We start from the raw sequence: 17,004 nt of genomic DNA, 5'->3' as shown, positions 1-17,004 counted from the left end.
ATTAATTTTTAAAACAAATTTAATTTAAAAATTAATATTTCCAGCTAATTCTCTCAAGGCAATTTCAGATAATTTTGCTTGATATTGAGCATTGCTGTAACGAACTTTAGCATTTACATAATTTAACTGCGCCGTTCTGAAATCAAGTGTTGTAATGGTTCCAATTCTGAATTTATCTAACGTAATATCTAAGTTTTGCTTAGCAATTGTTACGTTATCTTCTTCTAAATCAATTAATCCTAAGTTTGTTTGGTACGTTTGAAATGCAGTGCTCAGCTGTGTATCCAAAATCATATTTTGCTGTTCAATAGCAATTTGAGAATTTTCGATTTCCATTTTTGCTACTTTTTCATTTCGGTGCTGATTCAAACCATCAAATAAATTCAGTCGTGCATTAAAACCGTAGTTAAATCCTTTTGATGACGACTGGCTCGTAAAACCTAAACTGGATTGATTTTCAGAAAAATTATATCCAGATGTTAAGTTTACAACCGGGTAACGGTCTGCTTTTACTTGCTTTAATTGTAGTTCAGCAATACGTTTATTAATAATTTGAGCTTCTACAGCCGGATTTTGTTTATGTGCTAGATCTGACAATTCAGCAAAATTCATTCCATTATCAACTGTAACTAAATCGGTTACTGTGAAATCAATTTTTGGATCACGTGCCAAATATTGGTTCAGTAAAATTTTAGCGTTTGCATAAGTTTCTTTTTGACGTAATAAAGCAACCTGATCTGAGTTTAAATCAACCTGAGCATTTAGAACTTCTAATTTTGAAGCTTTTCCAATGCTGAAACGATTTTGTGCCAATGTCAATCTTTGCTTAGAAATTACGATTGTAGTATCTAAAGCGGCCAATTGATGCTGTTGCTGTACAAGATCATAATAAGCCGAATTTACCTGTACAATTTTGATTAAAACGGTTCTTCTCAATTCAGAATCACCTAATTTTTGAAGTTCTTTTAACTGATCTAATCGTGCAAACATTTTCATTCCGTCGAAAACGGTCCAGTTTAGGCCAACTCCGTAAGTTAAACTGTTGTTTTTTGCATTGTCTAAAGAAGTTGTAGTTCCGTCCTGACGAGTTTGTGATGAATTCGTAACGCTATTGTTATCTGTTACAGTCGCTGCAACGGTTGGCAATATTCCTGCATTTCCAATCGTGACATTTGTTTCGCTTATTTTTGAGTTATTCTTTGCAATTCTAATTTCAAAGTTATTTTCTAAAGCGATTCTGGTAGCATCTTCAATAGTCAGAACAGCTTGTGCATTAGTTTTTACAACGCAGAAGAAGAGAATTAGTAAAGTGCTGTATATATTTTTAATATTCATATTTATTTTCTTTTGCCAAAAAATCATGAATTAACAAGATGTAAAATTCATGATTTTGTAGCTACTATTTTATACTTTCTTTTTCGTATTCGTCAATATGATCAAACTCTGGATAATGTTTTCTTTGTTTTGACCACATTAAATAAATGGCAGGAATTACAAAAAGTGTCAAAGCAAGAGAAAAAATAGTTCCTCCAACAATTACAACTCCCATTCCAATTCGGCTTGTTGAAGCTGCTCCAAGAGACATTGCAATTGGCAACGCTCCTAATGCAATTGCTAAACTGGTCATTAAAATTGGACGAAGACGCGCTTCTGATGCTTCTAGGATTGCTTCTAGTTTTGGTTTGCCTTGTTCACGAAGCTGATTCGCAAATTCGACAATCAAAATACCATTTTTAGTTACTAATCCAATAAGCATTACGGTTCCAATCTGACTGAAAATATTCCATGTCTGATTGAAAAGCCATAGTGAAAATAAAGCTCCTGCAACCGCCATTGGTACTGTTAAAATAATAATGAATGGATCAATAAAACTTTCAAACTGCGCTGCCAAAATCAAAAAGATCAAAAGCAAAGCTAAACCAAAAGCAAACGAAGTATTCGAGCTACTTTCTACGAAATCTCTCGATTCTCCACTCAAATCTGTTGTGAAACTTTCGTCCAAAACTTTAGCCTTGATTCGGTCCATTTCCTGAATACCGTCGCTGATACTTTTTCCTGGAGCTAAACCTGCAGAAACTGTAGCCGACATATAACGGTTGTTATGATACAATTGTGGCGGATTACTTTGTTCCTCAACATTTACAACGTTGTCCATCTGAATTAATTCGCCTTTATTGTTTTTAACAAACATTGAAGTTAAATCCAATGGCTTTGAACGGTCTTTTTGATCAAACTGACCAATAACCTGATATTGCTTTCCGTTTTTAATAAAATAACCAAAACGTTGTCCACTCAAAGAAAGCTGTAAAGTCTGTGCGATATCTAAAATCGAAATTCCTAAACTTTCGGCCTTTTCACGATTGATGCTAACGTTAATTTCTGGTTTGTTGAATTTTAAGTTTACGTCTGTTGTTGAGAAAACATCGCTTTTTCCAACTTCTTCCATGAAAAGAGGAATTTTTTCTCTCAGTTTTTCAAAATTCGGAGCCTGAATAACGTACTGAATTGGTAAACCTCCACGTCTGTTTACAGCAATTGTAGGCTGTTGAAGAACGGCAGTTTTAGCTTCCGGATATCTTTTAGTCCATTTTGTTAATTTATCAGCAATGTCTTTTTGAGAAGCTTTTCGCTCATCTGCTTCCTTCAATGAAAGTCTGATAAAACCTGTGTTCGTTGCCGAAGCTCCAAAACCGGGTGCGGTAATAACCAAACTCACTTTTTTCTCTGGAATAGAATCATCGACTAATTTTGAAATTTCCTGCATGAAACGGTCTGTGTACTCATATGATGAACCTTCAGGGGTTGTCATACGCATTGTTACAGAGCTTCTGTCGTCCAACGGAGCAGTTTCTTTCGGAAGAATCGTAAAGAACAAGTAAATCAGTCCAAAACAAACAATCAAGATTGGAAAACTTATCCATTTTTTATCCATAAATTTTGAAAGAGATTCGGCATAGGTGCTGTTCATCTTTTCAAAAAATGGTTCAGTTTTAATATAGAATTTAGATTTTTTCTGCTCGCCACCTTTCATTAAATAGGCATTTAACATAGGTGTCAACGTCAACGAAACGAAAGCCGAAATTAATACGGCAGCTCCAATTACTACACCAAATTCCCTAAAGAGTCGGCCTACGAAACCTTCTAAGAAAATTACAGGCAAGAATACTGCTGCTAAAGTTACTGAAATCGAAATTACAGCATAGAAAATTTCATTTGAACCTTTAATTGCAGCTTCAATTGGTGACATTCCTTCTTCGACTTTTTTGAAGATATTCTCGGTAACCACAATTCCATCATCTACCACTAAACCTGTGGCCAGTACAATTGCTAATAAAGTCAATACATTAATTGAGAATCCGAATAGCCACATGATAAAAAACGTAGCAATCAAGGAAACCGGAATATCAATTAAAGGCCTGAAAGCAATTGCCCAGTCTCTAAAGAATAAGTAAATAATGATAATTACCAGAATGATTGAAATTCCAAGTGTTTCAGCAACCTCAAGAACCGATTTTTTTACAAAAATGGTATTATCAAGTGCAATATTCAGTTTAATATCTTTTGGAAGATCCTTTTTTAAAGCCTCATATTTTTTATAAAATTCAGCCGAAATATCTAAATAATTGGCTCCTGGCATCGGAACAATTGCCAAACCAATCATTGGAAGTCCAGACTGGCTTAATTTTGTTTCGATATTTTCTGGACCTAATGTCGCAATACCGATATCACTTAAACGAACAATTTTATCTCCGTCAGTACGAATAATAATGTTGTTGAATTCTTCAGGTTTTGATAAATTTCCAATGGTTTTTACAGTAAGTTCAGTGTTATTACCTGTCAATTTACCTGATGGAAGCTCTACATTCTGAGCATTTAAAGCAGTGCGGACTTCAGCTACGGTGCAACCGTATGCGGCAAGTTTTGCAGGATCAATCCATAAACGCATTGCATAACGTTTTTGTCCCCAAATTTGTACACCGCTGACGCCGGGAATCGTTTCTAAACGTTGCGAAATTACATTTTCGGCATAATCACTTAATTCAAGAGAATTTCGTGAATCACTCTGCACGGTCATCGAAATGATAGCATCACTATCAGCATCGGCTTTGGATACAACTGGAGGTGCATCAATATCCTGTGGCAAACTTCTGATGGCTTGAGAAACTTTGTCACGAACATCATTCGCGGCTTCTTCTAAATCTTTATCTAAATTAAACTCGATAGTAATATTACTGCTTCCTTGATTACTTGATGAAGTAATATTTCTAATTCCGTCAATAGCATTTACAGCTTTTTCAAGAGGTTCTGTAATTTGTGATTCAATAATATCAGAATTGGCTCCGGTATAATTTGTTCTGATAGAAACTTGTGCCGGGTCAATTGAAGGGAATTCTCGAACACCCAAAAATGTATAACCAATGAAACCGAATAAAATAATCAAAAGATTCAGTACAATCGTTAAAACGGGTCTTCTTATACTTGTGGTTGATAAACTCATAATGAGATTTTAGATTTTAGTTCCGAAGTCTCGGGATAAATTTTAGATTTCTAATTTTTAAACTTTGACTTTACGGCTTTTGACTTACGACTATTTTATTTTAACTTTTATTGGAGCGTCATTTTTTAATGACATAACACCGCTTGTAACAAGAGTATCACCAGCTTTTAAACCTGATAAAATTAAAATAGAAGCATCAGTACGTGTAGTTGCTTCAACCATAACTTCTTTGGCTTTGCCCATATTTGCGATAAAAACTTTTTTTCCATCTTGTACAGGAACGATTGCTTCAGACGGAACAACAATTGCATCTTTAATAATGTTTAACGGCAACTTTACATCGGCAAAAGTTCCAGGGAAAAGTTTTCCATCCATATTGTCTGCAATAGCTCTAATTTGCAGTGTACGTGTAGCAACAGCAATTTCAGGCTCTATAGCATATATTTTAGCATTGTAAACTTTGTCTGAACCAGAAACAGTGAAATCAATGTTTGATCCATTATTTACTTGTGCAGCATATTTTTCAGGAATAGAAAAAGTAATTTTCAATTTGCCTGTGTTCACTAATTTTGCTACTAATATTGTTGGCGTAATATAAGTTCCCGGAGAAATAGAGCGCAAACCAATTTTTCCTGAAAAAGGCGCTTTTACAGATGTTTTTGAAATTTGTGCTTTTATTAATTGAGTCTGTGCTTTTGCAGAAGCATAATCAGCATTTGCAACATCAAATTCTTCTTGGCTTATGGCTTCTTTTTGAAGAAGTAATTTTGCTCTCCTTTCATTTTCGCCAGCCAGACCTTCTCGGGTTTGTGCTTGACGCAGTTGTGCTCTTAGTTCAATATCATTTACCTTGAAAAGGACTTGACCTTTATTCACGTAACTTCCTTCGTTAAAATAGATACCTTCAACAATTCCTGAAACCTCACTTCTTATTTCAATCTGCTCATTTGCTTCTATCGATCCTGATAATGATAAATTATTATCAAAAACAGCAGTTTTTACGACAATGCCCGTAACAGTTGTTGGCTTGTCTTTGTCGCCAAACTTTTTAGATTCGTCATTTTTGCTTTTATTTGATACCACTCGGTAAGCAATAAATCCTCCAAGTCCGATAACTAGCAAGGCATAAATTAGATTTTTTACTTTCATAAATTTTGAGGTAAATGTATTTTTTTGGTGTTTTTTTTAGTAAGCTTACAAATTTAACTTTTTGACACGAAAACGAAAGAGCTTCCTCTTAATTTAACATTTGTATGTACAAGTTTTTGCTTTGCTTATCATTTAGACTGTTTTTGTTTACAATGGTTTAATATTGGGACATAAAAAATATTGTTTTTGCTTTTAACCATTTTATTCCCAGCTACTTCTAAAATATAATAATTTTATTTATCAGTTTTTATTTGTTAAAAACGTAAAAATACCCGTAATTAATTTAGGAAAAAGATTACATGTGTTTTTTTTACATGTATTTTATCTGATTTATTTTGTGCTTTATCGATTTTATTTGTAACATTGATAAGGTTAAACAAACAGTTGCGTTTTTATGCAATTTTAGCCGTTTTTTCTGTAGTTGATCATGATAAATGTAGGTTTTTTATTTGTTTAGAGTTAAAATTTTCGTGTTAATAAAATTTCAAAATTAACAACTGTTTATATTTTTAAATTAAATCTATTTATTTATGAAGAAAAAATTACTTCTTGGTTTATGGTTTTCTTTGATTCTTGCAGCTATTTCGGTTTTGTTTTGGAAGAACGAATTTCAGTATAGTTTGCCAACACCAATGCCGAAGGATTACCAGGCAGTTGCAATGGGTAGTAAAATTGATTTAAAATGCTGCACAATAGATCAAAAACCCGTTTTTCTTCATTTTTTTAATCCAGAGTGTCCTTGTTCTCGTTTTAATGTTCCTCATGTAAGCGAATTGATTAAAAAATATGGTGACCGTGTTAATTTTAAAATTGTTGTGATCAATAATGAAAAGAGCGTCACTATTGAAGAAATTCAGAAGAAGTTTAAAGCTAAAATTCCTGTTTACTTTGACCAGCAAATAGCAAAAAGCTGTGGTGTTTTTTCAACTCCTCAAGCCGTTTTGATTGATGGCTCGCAAAATTTATATTTTCGTGGCAATTACAACAAAACAAGATATTGCACAGATGCCGAAACGAATTATGCACAGCAGGCCATCGATTCTTTATTAAGTCATACAAATGCCCCTTCATTTGATGCTTTGGCTCTAAGAGCCTATGGATGTTCATTACCAAAATGCACTAAATAAATCTAACCCTAAATTACCTAATTTATGAAAAGAAAAGCTAGTTTAAATGAGCAGGACTACCTGCATAGTTTTGTGTCAACAATGACAGAAAAATCGGATGTTATTATTAATTATGTTCTTGCTGTTTATTTCCTTCTTGGAATTGCATTATCTTTTAAATATGATACTTGGGAAATTGGTGCAGGAGTAGGGACGCTGAATTTGCTGGCTTACTATTCGGCCAAATTCTTTATCAAAAATTCTAAATTTTATCAATACGTGCTTTCGGTTGTATTGGCAATTTTTATGGCACAGTATATTTATCAAATGCATGGTTTGTTTGAAATGCATTTTACGGTATTTGTAGCCAGTACAATTTTAATTATTTATCAAAATTGGAAATTGCAGATTCCGCTTACTCTTTTAGTAATTTTGCACCATGGTGCATTGGCTTATCTTCAAAATTATGTTTATAATGATGCAAATGGCCTGCAGATCTATTTTTCTCAAGTAAATTTTGATGTTGAGACCTTTTTAGTACATGTGGTTTTAGCTGGCGCGGTGTTTTTTATGAATGGATACTGGGCGTATTATTTTAAAGCGCATAGCCAAAATCATATTTCTAAAATTTCTGATGAATACGAATTGGAAAACATCAAATTAGCGTCGGCAAAATTCAGTTCAATGTCGGCGACAAAAGAGTACAATGATTTTATCCATAAAACAACTTTAGATTTAAAAATGCCCGTAAGTTCAGTATTAAAACTTATTGATGTTTCTAAAGGCCACACAGACAATGATCAGCTTTTGAGTTATTTAGAAATGATGAGAGAAAGCGCTAAAAAGATTGATGATCTGGTTAATGATATTCATTTTAAATCAGTTAGTGGCAAGACTTCACATTAATTAAACAAACTTAACAATAATATTTTTATCAAATTTAATAGTTTACGTAGCAACGTAACATGTTAATTTTTAAATGCAGAAATTTATGGATACCAGAACTACCCGCCCAACTCCATCCGACAGAGAAGTTGATTGGAACAAGAATAAAGTATTACTCAGTAAAACTGATACAAAAGGAACCATTTTATATGCCAATGAAGATTTTATTGACGTCTCTGGCTATGATGAATTTGAGCTCATTGGACAGCCTCATAACATAATACGTCATCCTGATATGCCTAAAGTAATTTTTAAATTTTTGTGGGATAGTATTAAAGCGAGTAAAAATATTCATGTCATCATCAAAAACATGTCGAAAACTGGCAGATATTATTGGGTTATTACCGATTTTAAAATTATTGCCGATTCAAATGGAGAAATTGTAGGTTATTTTGGAACTAGAAAGTCTGTTCCTGAGGATATTGTGGTCAAATTTATTGAGCCGTTGTACAAAAAACTACTGCATATTGAAGAAGCTAGCGGAATGTCAGCGTCTGAGGAATATTTAGTTGGTTTTTTAGAAGAACGCAAAAAAACATATATGGAATATATCGATCATCTTATTGCAACTGGAAAAGATGATAAAAATAAAGTAAGCAAAGGTTTGTTCAGCGGACTTTTTGAAAAGAAAGACAATCCTAAAAAATAAGTATAAATTAAAAAAAACTTTGCTGTATCAGTCAAAATCTTCAATGCTGAATTTGTCCCCCAACAAATCTAATCACCTAGAAATGCTAATTGAATATTTTGTAAAGTTTGATGCAGTGAAGTTTTTTTTAAAGTTGCTAAGAGGCTAAGTTGCTTAGTCTTTTTTAGTTCAAAACTGCAAAAAATAAAGTGACAAATAAAGTTTAAAATCTAAATCAATCCGAGTATCATCCTGAGCGAAGGCGAAAGCTATGCGAACTTAGAACTTCAGTATCTAAATATCTAAGTGTCTCAGTATCTTAGTATCTTAGTATCTCAGTATCTTAGTTTCTCAGAACCTTAGCATCTTAGATTAAGATATATAATTCCAAATATTCTTCTTTTTAGTAAGCTCAATAAAAACGGCTTTCAGAACTGCGTGTTCGGGTTTTTGAAGTGCGCTGTCTTCTTTTAAAATTTTCATGGCATAGTTTCTTGCCAAAGACAAAATTTCTCTGTCTTTTACAATATCAGCAATTTGTAGATTCAAGACACCGCTTTGCTGTGTTCCCATCAAGTCGCCCGGACCACGAAGTTTTAAGTCAACTTCTGCAATTTCAAAACCATCATTGGTTCCTGTCATTGTTTCCATTCGGGTTTTGCTGTCGGAACTTAATTTATGGCCGGTCATCAAAATACAATAACTTTGTTCAGCACCACGGCCAACGCGCCCGCGTAATTGATGCAATTGCGATAATCCAAAACGTTCGGCACTTTCAATAATCATAACGCTGGCATTTGGTACATTTACACCAACTTCAATTACGGTTGTGGCAACCATAATATTTGTTTTGCCTTCAGAAAAACGTTTCATTTCAGTGTCTTTATCTGCGGGTTTCATTTTTCCATGCAAAATAGAAATCGAATATTGTGGCAACGGAAAATCTCGTGAAATACTTTCGTAACCATCCATCAAGTCTTTGTAGTCCATTTTTTCAGATTCCTGAATTAACGGATAAACAATATAAATTTGTCTTCCCAAAGCAATTTCATCACGAAGAAATTTCCAGACTTTTAGTCGGTTTGTGTCGTAACGATGAACCGTCTGAATTGGTTTTCTGCCTGGAGGCAATTCATCAATTACAGAGATATCCAAATCTCCATATAAACTCATCGCCAAAGTTCTCGGAATAGGAGTTGCCGTCATTACTAATACGTGAGGCGGAATATCATTTTTCTTCCATAATTTGGATCTTTGCTCCACGCCAAAACGGTGCTGTTCGTCAATAACCGCAAGGCCTAAATTTTTAAACTTTACCTTATCTTCTAATAAAGCATGAGTCCCAATTATAATTTGCAGACTTCCGTTTTCAAGTTCCTCATGAATAATTTTTCGTTCGGATGTTTTAGTCGAGCCAGTTAAAATTCGGATATTGATATTCAGACTATTTGCAAAAGCAGACAATCCAATAAAATGCTGATTAGCCAAAATCTCCGTCGGCGCCATCAAACAAGCCTGAAAGCCATTATCGATAGCCAAAAGCATGCTCATAAAAGCGACAATCGTTTTTCCGGAACCAACATCTCCTTGCAGTAAGCGATTCATTTGGGCGTTGCTTCCCATATCGGTACGAATCTCTTTGATCACTCTTTTTTGGGCGCCGGTTAAATCAAATGGCAAGTGATTTTTATAGAATTCATTGAATAATTCACCAACTTTGGTAAACGGATGCCCTTTTATTTTATGCTTTCGAATTAAATTTTTAGTTATTAATTGAAGCTGAATAAAAAACAATTCTTCAAATTTCAATCGGAATTGGGCTTTCGCCAAAACATCGGTACTTTTTGGAAAATGAATATTAAATAAAGCCGCTTTCTTCGGAATTAACTTCAATTCTTCAATTAAGTAGGGAGGAAAAGTTTCAGTAAACAAAGCCTGAGTTTCAATAAACAATTGTTCCATCAGTTTATTAATTGTCCTGTTGGATATTCCGCGGTTTGCAAGTGTCTCTGTTGAAGGATAAACCGGTTGCATAGCAGAACGAAGGCTTCTTTCATGTTCGGTTAATAACTCAATTTCAGGATGAGCCATACTAAACTGACTTCCATATAAAGAACATTTTCCAAAGATGACCAGCGGTTCATTCAGTTTTAAACTTTCCCGAATCCATTTATGTCCTTGAAACCAATTCAGGTCAATTTGCCCAGTGTCATCGACGAAAGATGCGACTAAACGTTTTTTGTTTTTAGCAAACTCAACAGTTTTGATATTGATTATTTTTCCAATAATCTGAACTTCACTTCCTGTATTTTGCAATTCATTAATCTTGTAGTAACGCGTTCTGTCAATATATCTATTCGGAAAAAAATTAACCAAATCCCCATATTTATGAATTCCCAATTCCTTGCGAAGCAATTGACCGCGGCTCGGGCCAACACCTTTTAAGTATTCGATTGGAGTTTCAAGAAGATTATTAGACATTTTTTTTAGACTTCTTAGATTGTTAGATTTTTAGACGGGCTGAGATTTTTGATTTTAGAAAATAGAGTATAGAATAAGGTATATAGACAAAAATCTATTCTCTTTATTCTATACTCTATTTTCTTTCTCTTTGGAAAAGCGAAGATAGATTTTAATTAGGAAATTTGAAAATTGATTTATTTGAAATCAAACATATAATAATATCTTTGAAGTATAAATTTCAAAAAAATGAAAACACACTTAGCTCTTTTACGCGGCATCAACGTTTCGGGTCATAATATGATGAAAATGGAAGCTTTGAAAACAATGCTGGAAAACATGGGATTTCAAAATATCAGAACATACCTGCAATCCGGAAATGTTTTTGTTGATAGCGAAGAAGAAGCGTCAAAAGTTGGTTTCATGATTAAACAGGAAATTTTCAAGGTTTTTGGACATGAAGTTCCTGTGATTGTAATTGCTAAAGAAGATTTAGAAATGTGTTTTAAAAACAGTCCGTATTTAAAGGAAAAAGATTTAGATACTAAAAAGCTGTACGTTGCATTTGTTTCAACTGAATTAAAAAAAGAAAATATAAATGATCTAAAAATCAGTCAGTTTAAACCTGATGAAGCCAGTATTGATGGCAATAGAATTTTTATTAAATACGCTATTGGTGCGGGAAAAACTAGATTGGAAGGCAAATACATCGAGAAAAAGCTGAATGTTATTGTAACAATGCGAAACTGGAATACAGTTACAAATTTGCTGGCTATGTATTCTGAAGAATAACAGAATCTAATGATTTTAAAATGAGCAAAGTAGAAGTGTTTTTGCCACAAATCCCACTAATTTTCACGAATTGATTTGTGTGAATTCGTGTAATTCGTGGCAAACTTTTTCATATTATTAAGCAATCAAATCGCAGTACCAGAATCCATAATCAAAAGCATCAGAACTATTTGTATCACAAGCAGTATCTGATGAATTTTCATTTTGAGGTTTTTCATATTTGCGATAAACAATTTCTCCAATTTCAAAGTTTATTGGCTCAGAGAAAATGGGGCCGTCAAAAGCAAAAGTGTGAAATTCGCCGTTTTCGCCACAGACATCTACATTTTCTGGTAAATCGTTTATGAAATCTTGATCGATAATTCTTCCCACAAAACTTTTATCTAAATAACGTTCGTTTACACAAACCACAATCGTTTTGAATCCAAGCGAAATAAACTCCTGAATCAAATCGTGAGACGGAACTTTCCAAATTGGAAAAACACCTTTAAAACCTAATTTTGCTAATTGATCCTCACGATATTTGCGTAGATCTTCAAGAAAAATATCACCAAAAACCGAATGCGAAATACCTTCTTCTTTTAATTCTGTCAAGGCTTTTGTCATTACGTTTTCGTAAACTTCCATAGTTGGCATTTCAGGAATTTCAAGAATTTTTAATGGTATTCCGATGCTTTTTGCCTGAGATTCTAGCAATTCTACGCGAATACCATGCATTGAAATTCGCTGAAATTGCTGATTCACACTGGTAACTAAATATTCGATTTTATAATCCGGATTCTGAAGAATTTTGTACAAAGAAAGGGCAGAATCTTTTCCGCTGCTCCAGTTGAATAATGCTTTTTTTGGTATTGACACGATTTGGTATTTTTTATGCGGTAAACTTACAAATTTCATTCTATTTGTTGATGAAAGGTTTGTAACTTTGGAAGTTTACACGCCAAAATATGTCATTATATAAAGATAAATTTAAAACCGATTCAGCCAGATTGAAGAATTGGGATTACTCAAGTGAAGCTGTATATTTTATTACAATGGTTGCTAAAAATAGAGAATGTATTTTTGGAACGATTGAAAACAGTAAAATGATTTTAAATGAAAATGGAAAGGTTATTGAGAAAGAACTTTTAAAATCAATTACTATTCGTAAAAATTGGTTTTTTCATAATTGGATTATTATGCCAAATCATATTCATTTATTGATAGAAATTCAAAATCCAATCGAATTTCAAACCACAATACATATCGTAGAGGCGCACAGCAGTGCGTCTCCGTCCAGCATATCGACAACAGAACATAATATGTCTTTGACGACAAACGTTGCGGACACGCACTGCTGTGCGTCTCTACAGAATCAATCGTTGTCAAAATTCTCGAACGAATCAAATTTGTCTAGAAAACCCAATTCTATTTCATCATTTGTTGCTATTTTTAAATCAATTACAACAAAACAAATAAATGAAACTGAATCAATTTGGCAAACTAATTATCATGATCATATTGTTAGGAATTATAAACGATTCGAAATAATTTATGATTACATTAAAAATAATCCGCAATCTTGGGAAACAGATTCCTTAAAATAAAACTTTCAATGAAATACATATTTTTGCTCTTTACTGGATTTATTTTTGCACAACAAACCCAATTTGTTGATTTTAAAACTGCTTCAGGAGAATTAACCTTAAATACCAAAGAAAAATCAATTTCTGGTATTGTAGATTACGGCTTTATGATTTTAAAACCGATTGACACCATAAAAATTGATGCTAAAAACATGGAATTTTCTAAAGTGCAAATCAATAAAAAAGACGTCGTTTTTGTTAATTCAGGCAAGCAGTTACAGCTTATTGGCAATTTTCAAAAAGGAGAAAATCATTTAACTTTTGAATATACTGCAAAACCAAAACAAGCCTTATATTTTGTAGATATTGAAGGAAAAGATGTTCAAATCTGGACACAAGGCCAAGGACGATATACAAGCAATTGGTTTCCGAGTTTTGATGACGTTAATGAAAAACTGATTTTTAATTTGGGAATATCTTATGATGCCGCATATCAGGTTGTTTCGAATGGGATTTTAAAAGATAAAACTAAAAAAGACAACTTATTTCATTGGCAGTACAAAATGGAGAACCCCATGAGCTCTTACGTTTTGATGCTTGCGATTGGAAAATATGATAAAAAAAGTTTGAAATCGAAATCGAATGTTCCACTTGAATATTATTTGGAAAATAAAGATGCAGCTCGTTTTGAACCGACCTTTCGATATTCAAAACGCATTTTTGATTTTCTAGAAAAAGAAATTGGTGTTTCATATCCATGGGAAATTTATAGGGAAATTCCGGTTCGCGATTTTTTATATGCCGGAATGGAAAATACAACTTCGACACTTTTTGCAACGCGATATGTGGTGGATTCAATTGGATTTACCGACAGAAACTATACTAATGTAGATGCGCACGAGTTGGCACATCATTGGTTTGGTAATTTAATAACGGCCGAAAGTAGTAAGCATCACTGGCTTCAAGAAGGTTTTGCAACTTATTACGCAGCGCTTGCAGAGCGCGAAATTTTTGGTGATGATTATTTTTATTCCAAACTTTATGATACTGCGCAGCAAATAAAGTTTGCTTCAAGAACCGATTCTATTCCGGTTTTGAATCCAAAGGCAAGTTCGCTTACTTTTTACGAAAAAGGAGCGTGGGCGTTGTTTGTTCTTCATGAATCAATTGGAGATAAAGCATTTAAAAAAGCAATAAAAAGTTATCTGAAAAAATATGCTTATCAAACGGTAAATACGGAAAATTTCTTTAACGAAATTAAAAAAGTATCTGATTTTGATTTGGATAAATTTCAGAAAACCTGGCTGGAATCGACGTTGTTTGATACGCCGACAGCGAATGCTTTATTGAGTAAAAATAAAGCAATTCAGGTGAGACTTGAAGTCGATAAATTGAAAAAAACGCCTTTAGCAGAAAAAAGAGATTTCTTTATAAAAACTTTAAATTCGGATGTTTATCATACAGTAAAAGAAGCAATTGTTGATCAATTAGAAAATGATAAGTATGAAGCAAAAAAAGATCTACTGCTTTTAGCCATGCAGACAAACAACATTCAGATTCGTCAAACGGTTGCAGAAACTTTGACCAAAATTCCAGATGATTTTAGGTCAGAATATGAAACGCTTTTAAACGACCAATCATATCAAACACAAGAAATTGCCTTATACTGGCTTTGGAGAAATTTTCCAGATCATCGAAACGAGTATTTGAACAACTCAAAAGACTGGATTGGTTTTAATGATTACAACCTTCGTACTATGTGGCTTTCGCTTGCGCTATCAACAACCAATTATGCCAATAATCCAGATGAACTTGTTGCCGAATTAATTGGTTTTTCGTCCACTAAATATGAAGCTACTACGAGACAAAATGCGCTTGAAAAGTTAATAGCCTTCAAAATTATTAACGATCAGGTTTTGAGTAATTTAGTTTCGGCTACAACGCATCATATGTGGCAGTTTTCAAAATTTGGAAGAGAAACAATAAGATTGTTATTAAAAAATTCAGAAATGCGTGCCTCGTTTGAAAGAATTTTGCCTAATTTGACCCCCGATGAGCAGTTCCAGTTGAATCGTTTGCTGAAAGAATAGAATCAAGAAGCGAGAAGCAAGAGAAAAGAGTATAGAATATAGAATATAGAATATAGAATAATATAGAGAATAGAATATAGAGAATAGAATAAAGAAGCAAGAGTAAAGATTTAAACGAATAGAAAAGTCTTTGCTCTTTATTCTTTTATCTATCTTCTAAAAAAAACTACAATACCACATATGAGAGCATTAGTTATTTCTGGCGGCGGAAGTAAAGGCGCCTTCGCCGGAGGAGTTGCGCAGTATTTAATCGAAGAGAAAAATCATGAATACGATTTGTTTTTAGGCACTTCTACAGGAAGCTTGCTTATTCCGCATTTAGCTTTGGGACATATTAGAAAAATTCATTCGGTTTATACTAATGTTACAATGGGAAGCATTTTTAATATTTGCCCGTTTGTAGTTAAAAATAAACAAGGTGTTGATATTGTGACTATTAATCACTTTAATGTGCTAAGACAGTTTTTTAAAGGAAAGAGAACTTTTGGTGAAAGTAAAGGCTTGAAAAAATACATTCAGAATAATTTCTCACTTTCGGATTTTAATAAACTTAAGAAATTAAAAACCGATGTTGTGGTTACGGTTACCAATTTTACAAAAAACGAATCAGAATATAAATCGGTTAAAGATTGTACTTATGAGGAATTTTGCGATTGGTCTTGGATTTCAAGTAATTATGTACCGTTTATGAGTTTGGTTGAACGCAATAACTTTGAATATGGCGATGGCGGATTTTCTAGTTTAGTACCAATTCGTGAAGCGATTAATCGCGGGGCAACAGAAATCGATGTAATTATATTGGAAACTGAAGTGAATATGGATAAAACCGTTATCGGTAAAAATCCGTTTTCATTAATGATTGATTTATTCCGAATTGCTTTAGATCAGGTTGAAAAACATGATATTGCTATAGGAAAACTTATGGCAAATAACAAGAATGTAAAACTTAACTTATATTACACACCAACCAAACTTACTGATAATGCTTTGATTTTTAATAAAGAAGTAATGAAAGAATGGTGGGAACAAGGTTATGAATATGCTCAGAATAAGTCTGAAGTTATGAGTGATAATAGGTAATTTTAGAATTCAGATTTTAGATTTTAGATTGTTTCGGTAATCTAAAATCTAAAATCTGCAGTCTAAAACGTTATTTCTACCAAAGTTCAGCAACTTCATTTTTTATATATCCTAAAGCAGCATTACTCGGTGATTGTTTTTCTAATAAATCATTCAATATTACTTCACGCAATTTATCGGCATTTTCTACTTTATCGCTCATTGCAGCTTTACGAATCATTTGGATTGTAGCATTTTTTGCAGTTGTGATAATCGTCCAGCATTCGTCAGACATGTAAATTTGCTGCGTTAAATTATGCTCAAATTCTTGTTCAATTTGATCGATTATGTAGTTTTCATAATCGTGTTTATTTTGCGAAATTGGCGCGATTCGAATTAATAACTTAGTCAAATTTATACGCTCCAAAAATAAAGTCATACGCTCATAAGCCTGTAAACGTATTGGCAATGATTGTTTTTGATAGTCTCTATTCAATAAAAAAGCACTCTTTTTATCATTGTTTTTAATATGCAGTTCAAAAAAACTGTAGGCAACAAATCCTGTTACAATTGCAGGCAAAGTATAACTGGCTAATTCTATAATTCTTGTAAAATCCATTTGGGTTAAATTTTTTAGCAAAAATATACTTTTTGAGGAGAAATCCGTTTTAAATTTTTGGTAATAAACAAAACGGAAAACTTATTTTTGCAA

13 protein-coding genes are annotated in these 17,004 nt (G+C 33.1%); 7 read left to right on the top strand and 6 right to left on the bottom strand.

Annotated elements, in window-relative coordinates; translation table 11 throughout:
* Window positions 1–24: 24 nt before the first annotated feature.
* The 3 genes from EV145_RS04385 to EV145_RS04375 all read right to left on the bottom strand — a co-directional run bounded on the left by EV145_RS04385 (window position 25) and on the right by EV145_RS04375 (window position 5,647).
* On the bottom strand, window positions 25–1,335 hold the full coding sequence (locus tag EV145_RS04385) for a TolC family protein (protein WP_133524013.1): 1,311 nt from the start codon (window positions 1,333–1,335) through the stop codon (window positions 25–27).
* 64 nt (window positions 1,336–1,399) lie between these two features.
* Window positions 1,400–4,498 carry an efflux RND transporter permease subunit gene (locus EV145_RS04380; RefSeq protein ID WP_133524012.1) on the bottom strand — a complete coding sequence of 1,033 codons (3,099 nt, stop codon included), beginning with the start codon at window positions 4,496–4,498 and terminating at the stop codon, window positions 1,400–1,402.
* A 90-nt stretch (window positions 4,499–4,588) separates the two neighbouring features.
* Entirely contained in the window at window positions 4,589–5,647 is a 1,059-nt protein-coding gene (locus tag EV145_RS04375) for an efflux RND transporter periplasmic adaptor subunit (protein WP_133524011.1), read from the bottom strand.
* Between the two features lie 530 nt (window positions 5,648–6,177).
* Here EV145_RS04375 and EV145_RS04370 point away from each other — a divergent pair.
* The 3 genes from EV145_RS04370 to EV145_RS04360 all read left to right on the top strand — a co-directional run bounded on the left by EV145_RS04370 (window position 6,178) and on the right by EV145_RS04360 (window position 8,347).
* Complete coding sequence (locus EV145_RS04370) at window positions 6,178–6,774, top strand: thioredoxin fold domain-containing protein (RefSeq protein WP_133524010.1); 597 nt, start codon at window positions 6,178–6,180, stop codon at window positions 6,772–6,774.
* 24 nt (window positions 6,775–6,798) lie between these two features.
* Window positions 6,799–7,659 carry a hypothetical protein gene (locus tag EV145_RS04365; protein WP_133524009.1) on the top strand — a complete coding sequence of 287 codons (861 nt, stop codon included), beginning with the start codon at window positions 6,799–6,801 and terminating at the stop codon, window positions 7,657–7,659.
* A gap of 85 nt (window positions 7,660–7,744) precedes the next feature.
* Window positions 7,745–8,347, top strand: a complete 603-nt coding sequence (locus EV145_RS04360; RefSeq protein WP_133524008.1) for a PAS domain-containing protein — start codon at window positions 7,745–7,747, stop codon at window positions 8,345–8,347.
* A 351-nt stretch (window positions 8,348–8,698) separates the two neighbouring features.
* On the opposite strand, the gene recG is transcribed toward EV145_RS04360, so the two are convergent.
* Window positions 8,699–10,807, bottom strand: coding sequence for an ATP-dependent DNA helicase RecG (gene recG, locus EV145_RS04355; protein ID WP_133524007.1), 2,109 nt, complete (start codon window positions 10,805–10,807; stop codon window positions 8,699–8,701).
* 228 nt (window positions 10,808–11,035) lie between these two features.
* Here recG and EV145_RS04350 point away from each other — a divergent pair, with 228 nt between their 5' ends.
* Window positions 11,036–11,578: a DUF1697 domain-containing protein gene (locus tag EV145_RS04350; protein ID WP_133524006.1), complete on the top strand. Its 543-nt coding sequence runs from the start codon at window positions 11,036–11,038 to the stop codon at window positions 11,576–11,578.
* 117 nt (window positions 11,579–11,695) lie between these two features.
* Here the strand turns inward: EV145_RS04350 and EV145_RS04345 are convergent, their stop codons facing one another.
* The gene (locus EV145_RS04345; protein WP_208110897.1) at window positions 11,696–12,430 is read right to left on the bottom strand and encodes a diphthine--ammonia ligase; all 735 of its coding nucleotides are present in this window, start codon (window positions 12,428–12,430) and stop codon (window positions 11,696–11,698) included.
* Between the two features lie 95 nt (window positions 12,431–12,525).
* Between EV145_RS04345 and EV145_RS04340 the strand changes: the two genes are divergently transcribed.
* The 3 genes from EV145_RS04340 to EV145_RS04330 all read left to right on the top strand — a co-directional run bounded on the left by EV145_RS04340 (window position 12,526) and on the right by EV145_RS04330 (window position 16,313).
* Window positions 12,526–13,164: a transposase gene (locus EV145_RS04340; RefSeq protein ID WP_133524004.1), complete on the top strand. Its 639-nt coding sequence runs from the start codon at window positions 12,526–12,528 to the stop codon at window positions 13,162–13,164.
* 8 nt (window positions 13,165–13,172) lie between these two features.
* Window positions 13,173–15,233: a M1 family metallopeptidase gene (locus EV145_RS04335; RefSeq protein WP_133524003.1), complete on the top strand. Its 2,061-nt coding sequence runs from the start codon at window positions 13,173–13,175 to the stop codon at window positions 15,231–15,233.
* A 180-nt stretch (window positions 15,234–15,413) separates the two neighbouring features.
* Window positions 15,414–16,313 carry a patatin family protein gene (locus EV145_RS04330; protein ID WP_133524002.1) on the top strand — a complete coding sequence of 300 codons (900 nt, stop codon included), beginning with the start codon at window positions 15,414–15,416 and terminating at the stop codon, window positions 16,311–16,313.
* Window positions 16,314–16,389: 76 nt separating this feature from the next.
* On the opposite strand, the gene EV145_RS04325 is transcribed toward EV145_RS04330, so the two are convergent.
* On the bottom strand, window positions 16,390–16,911 hold the full coding sequence (locus EV145_RS04325; RefSeq protein WP_133524001.1) for a hypothetical protein: 522 nt from the start codon (window positions 16,909–16,911) through the stop codon (window positions 16,390–16,392).
* Window positions 16,912–17,004 lie beyond the last annotated feature (93 nt).

It is taken from the genome of Flavobacterium sp. 245 (assembly GCF_004362055.1).
Classification (GTDB): Bacteria; Bacteroidota; Bacteroidia; order Flavobacteriales; family Flavobacteriaceae; genus Flavobacterium.
This window is presented reverse-complemented; position numbering and strand designations above follow the sequence as displayed.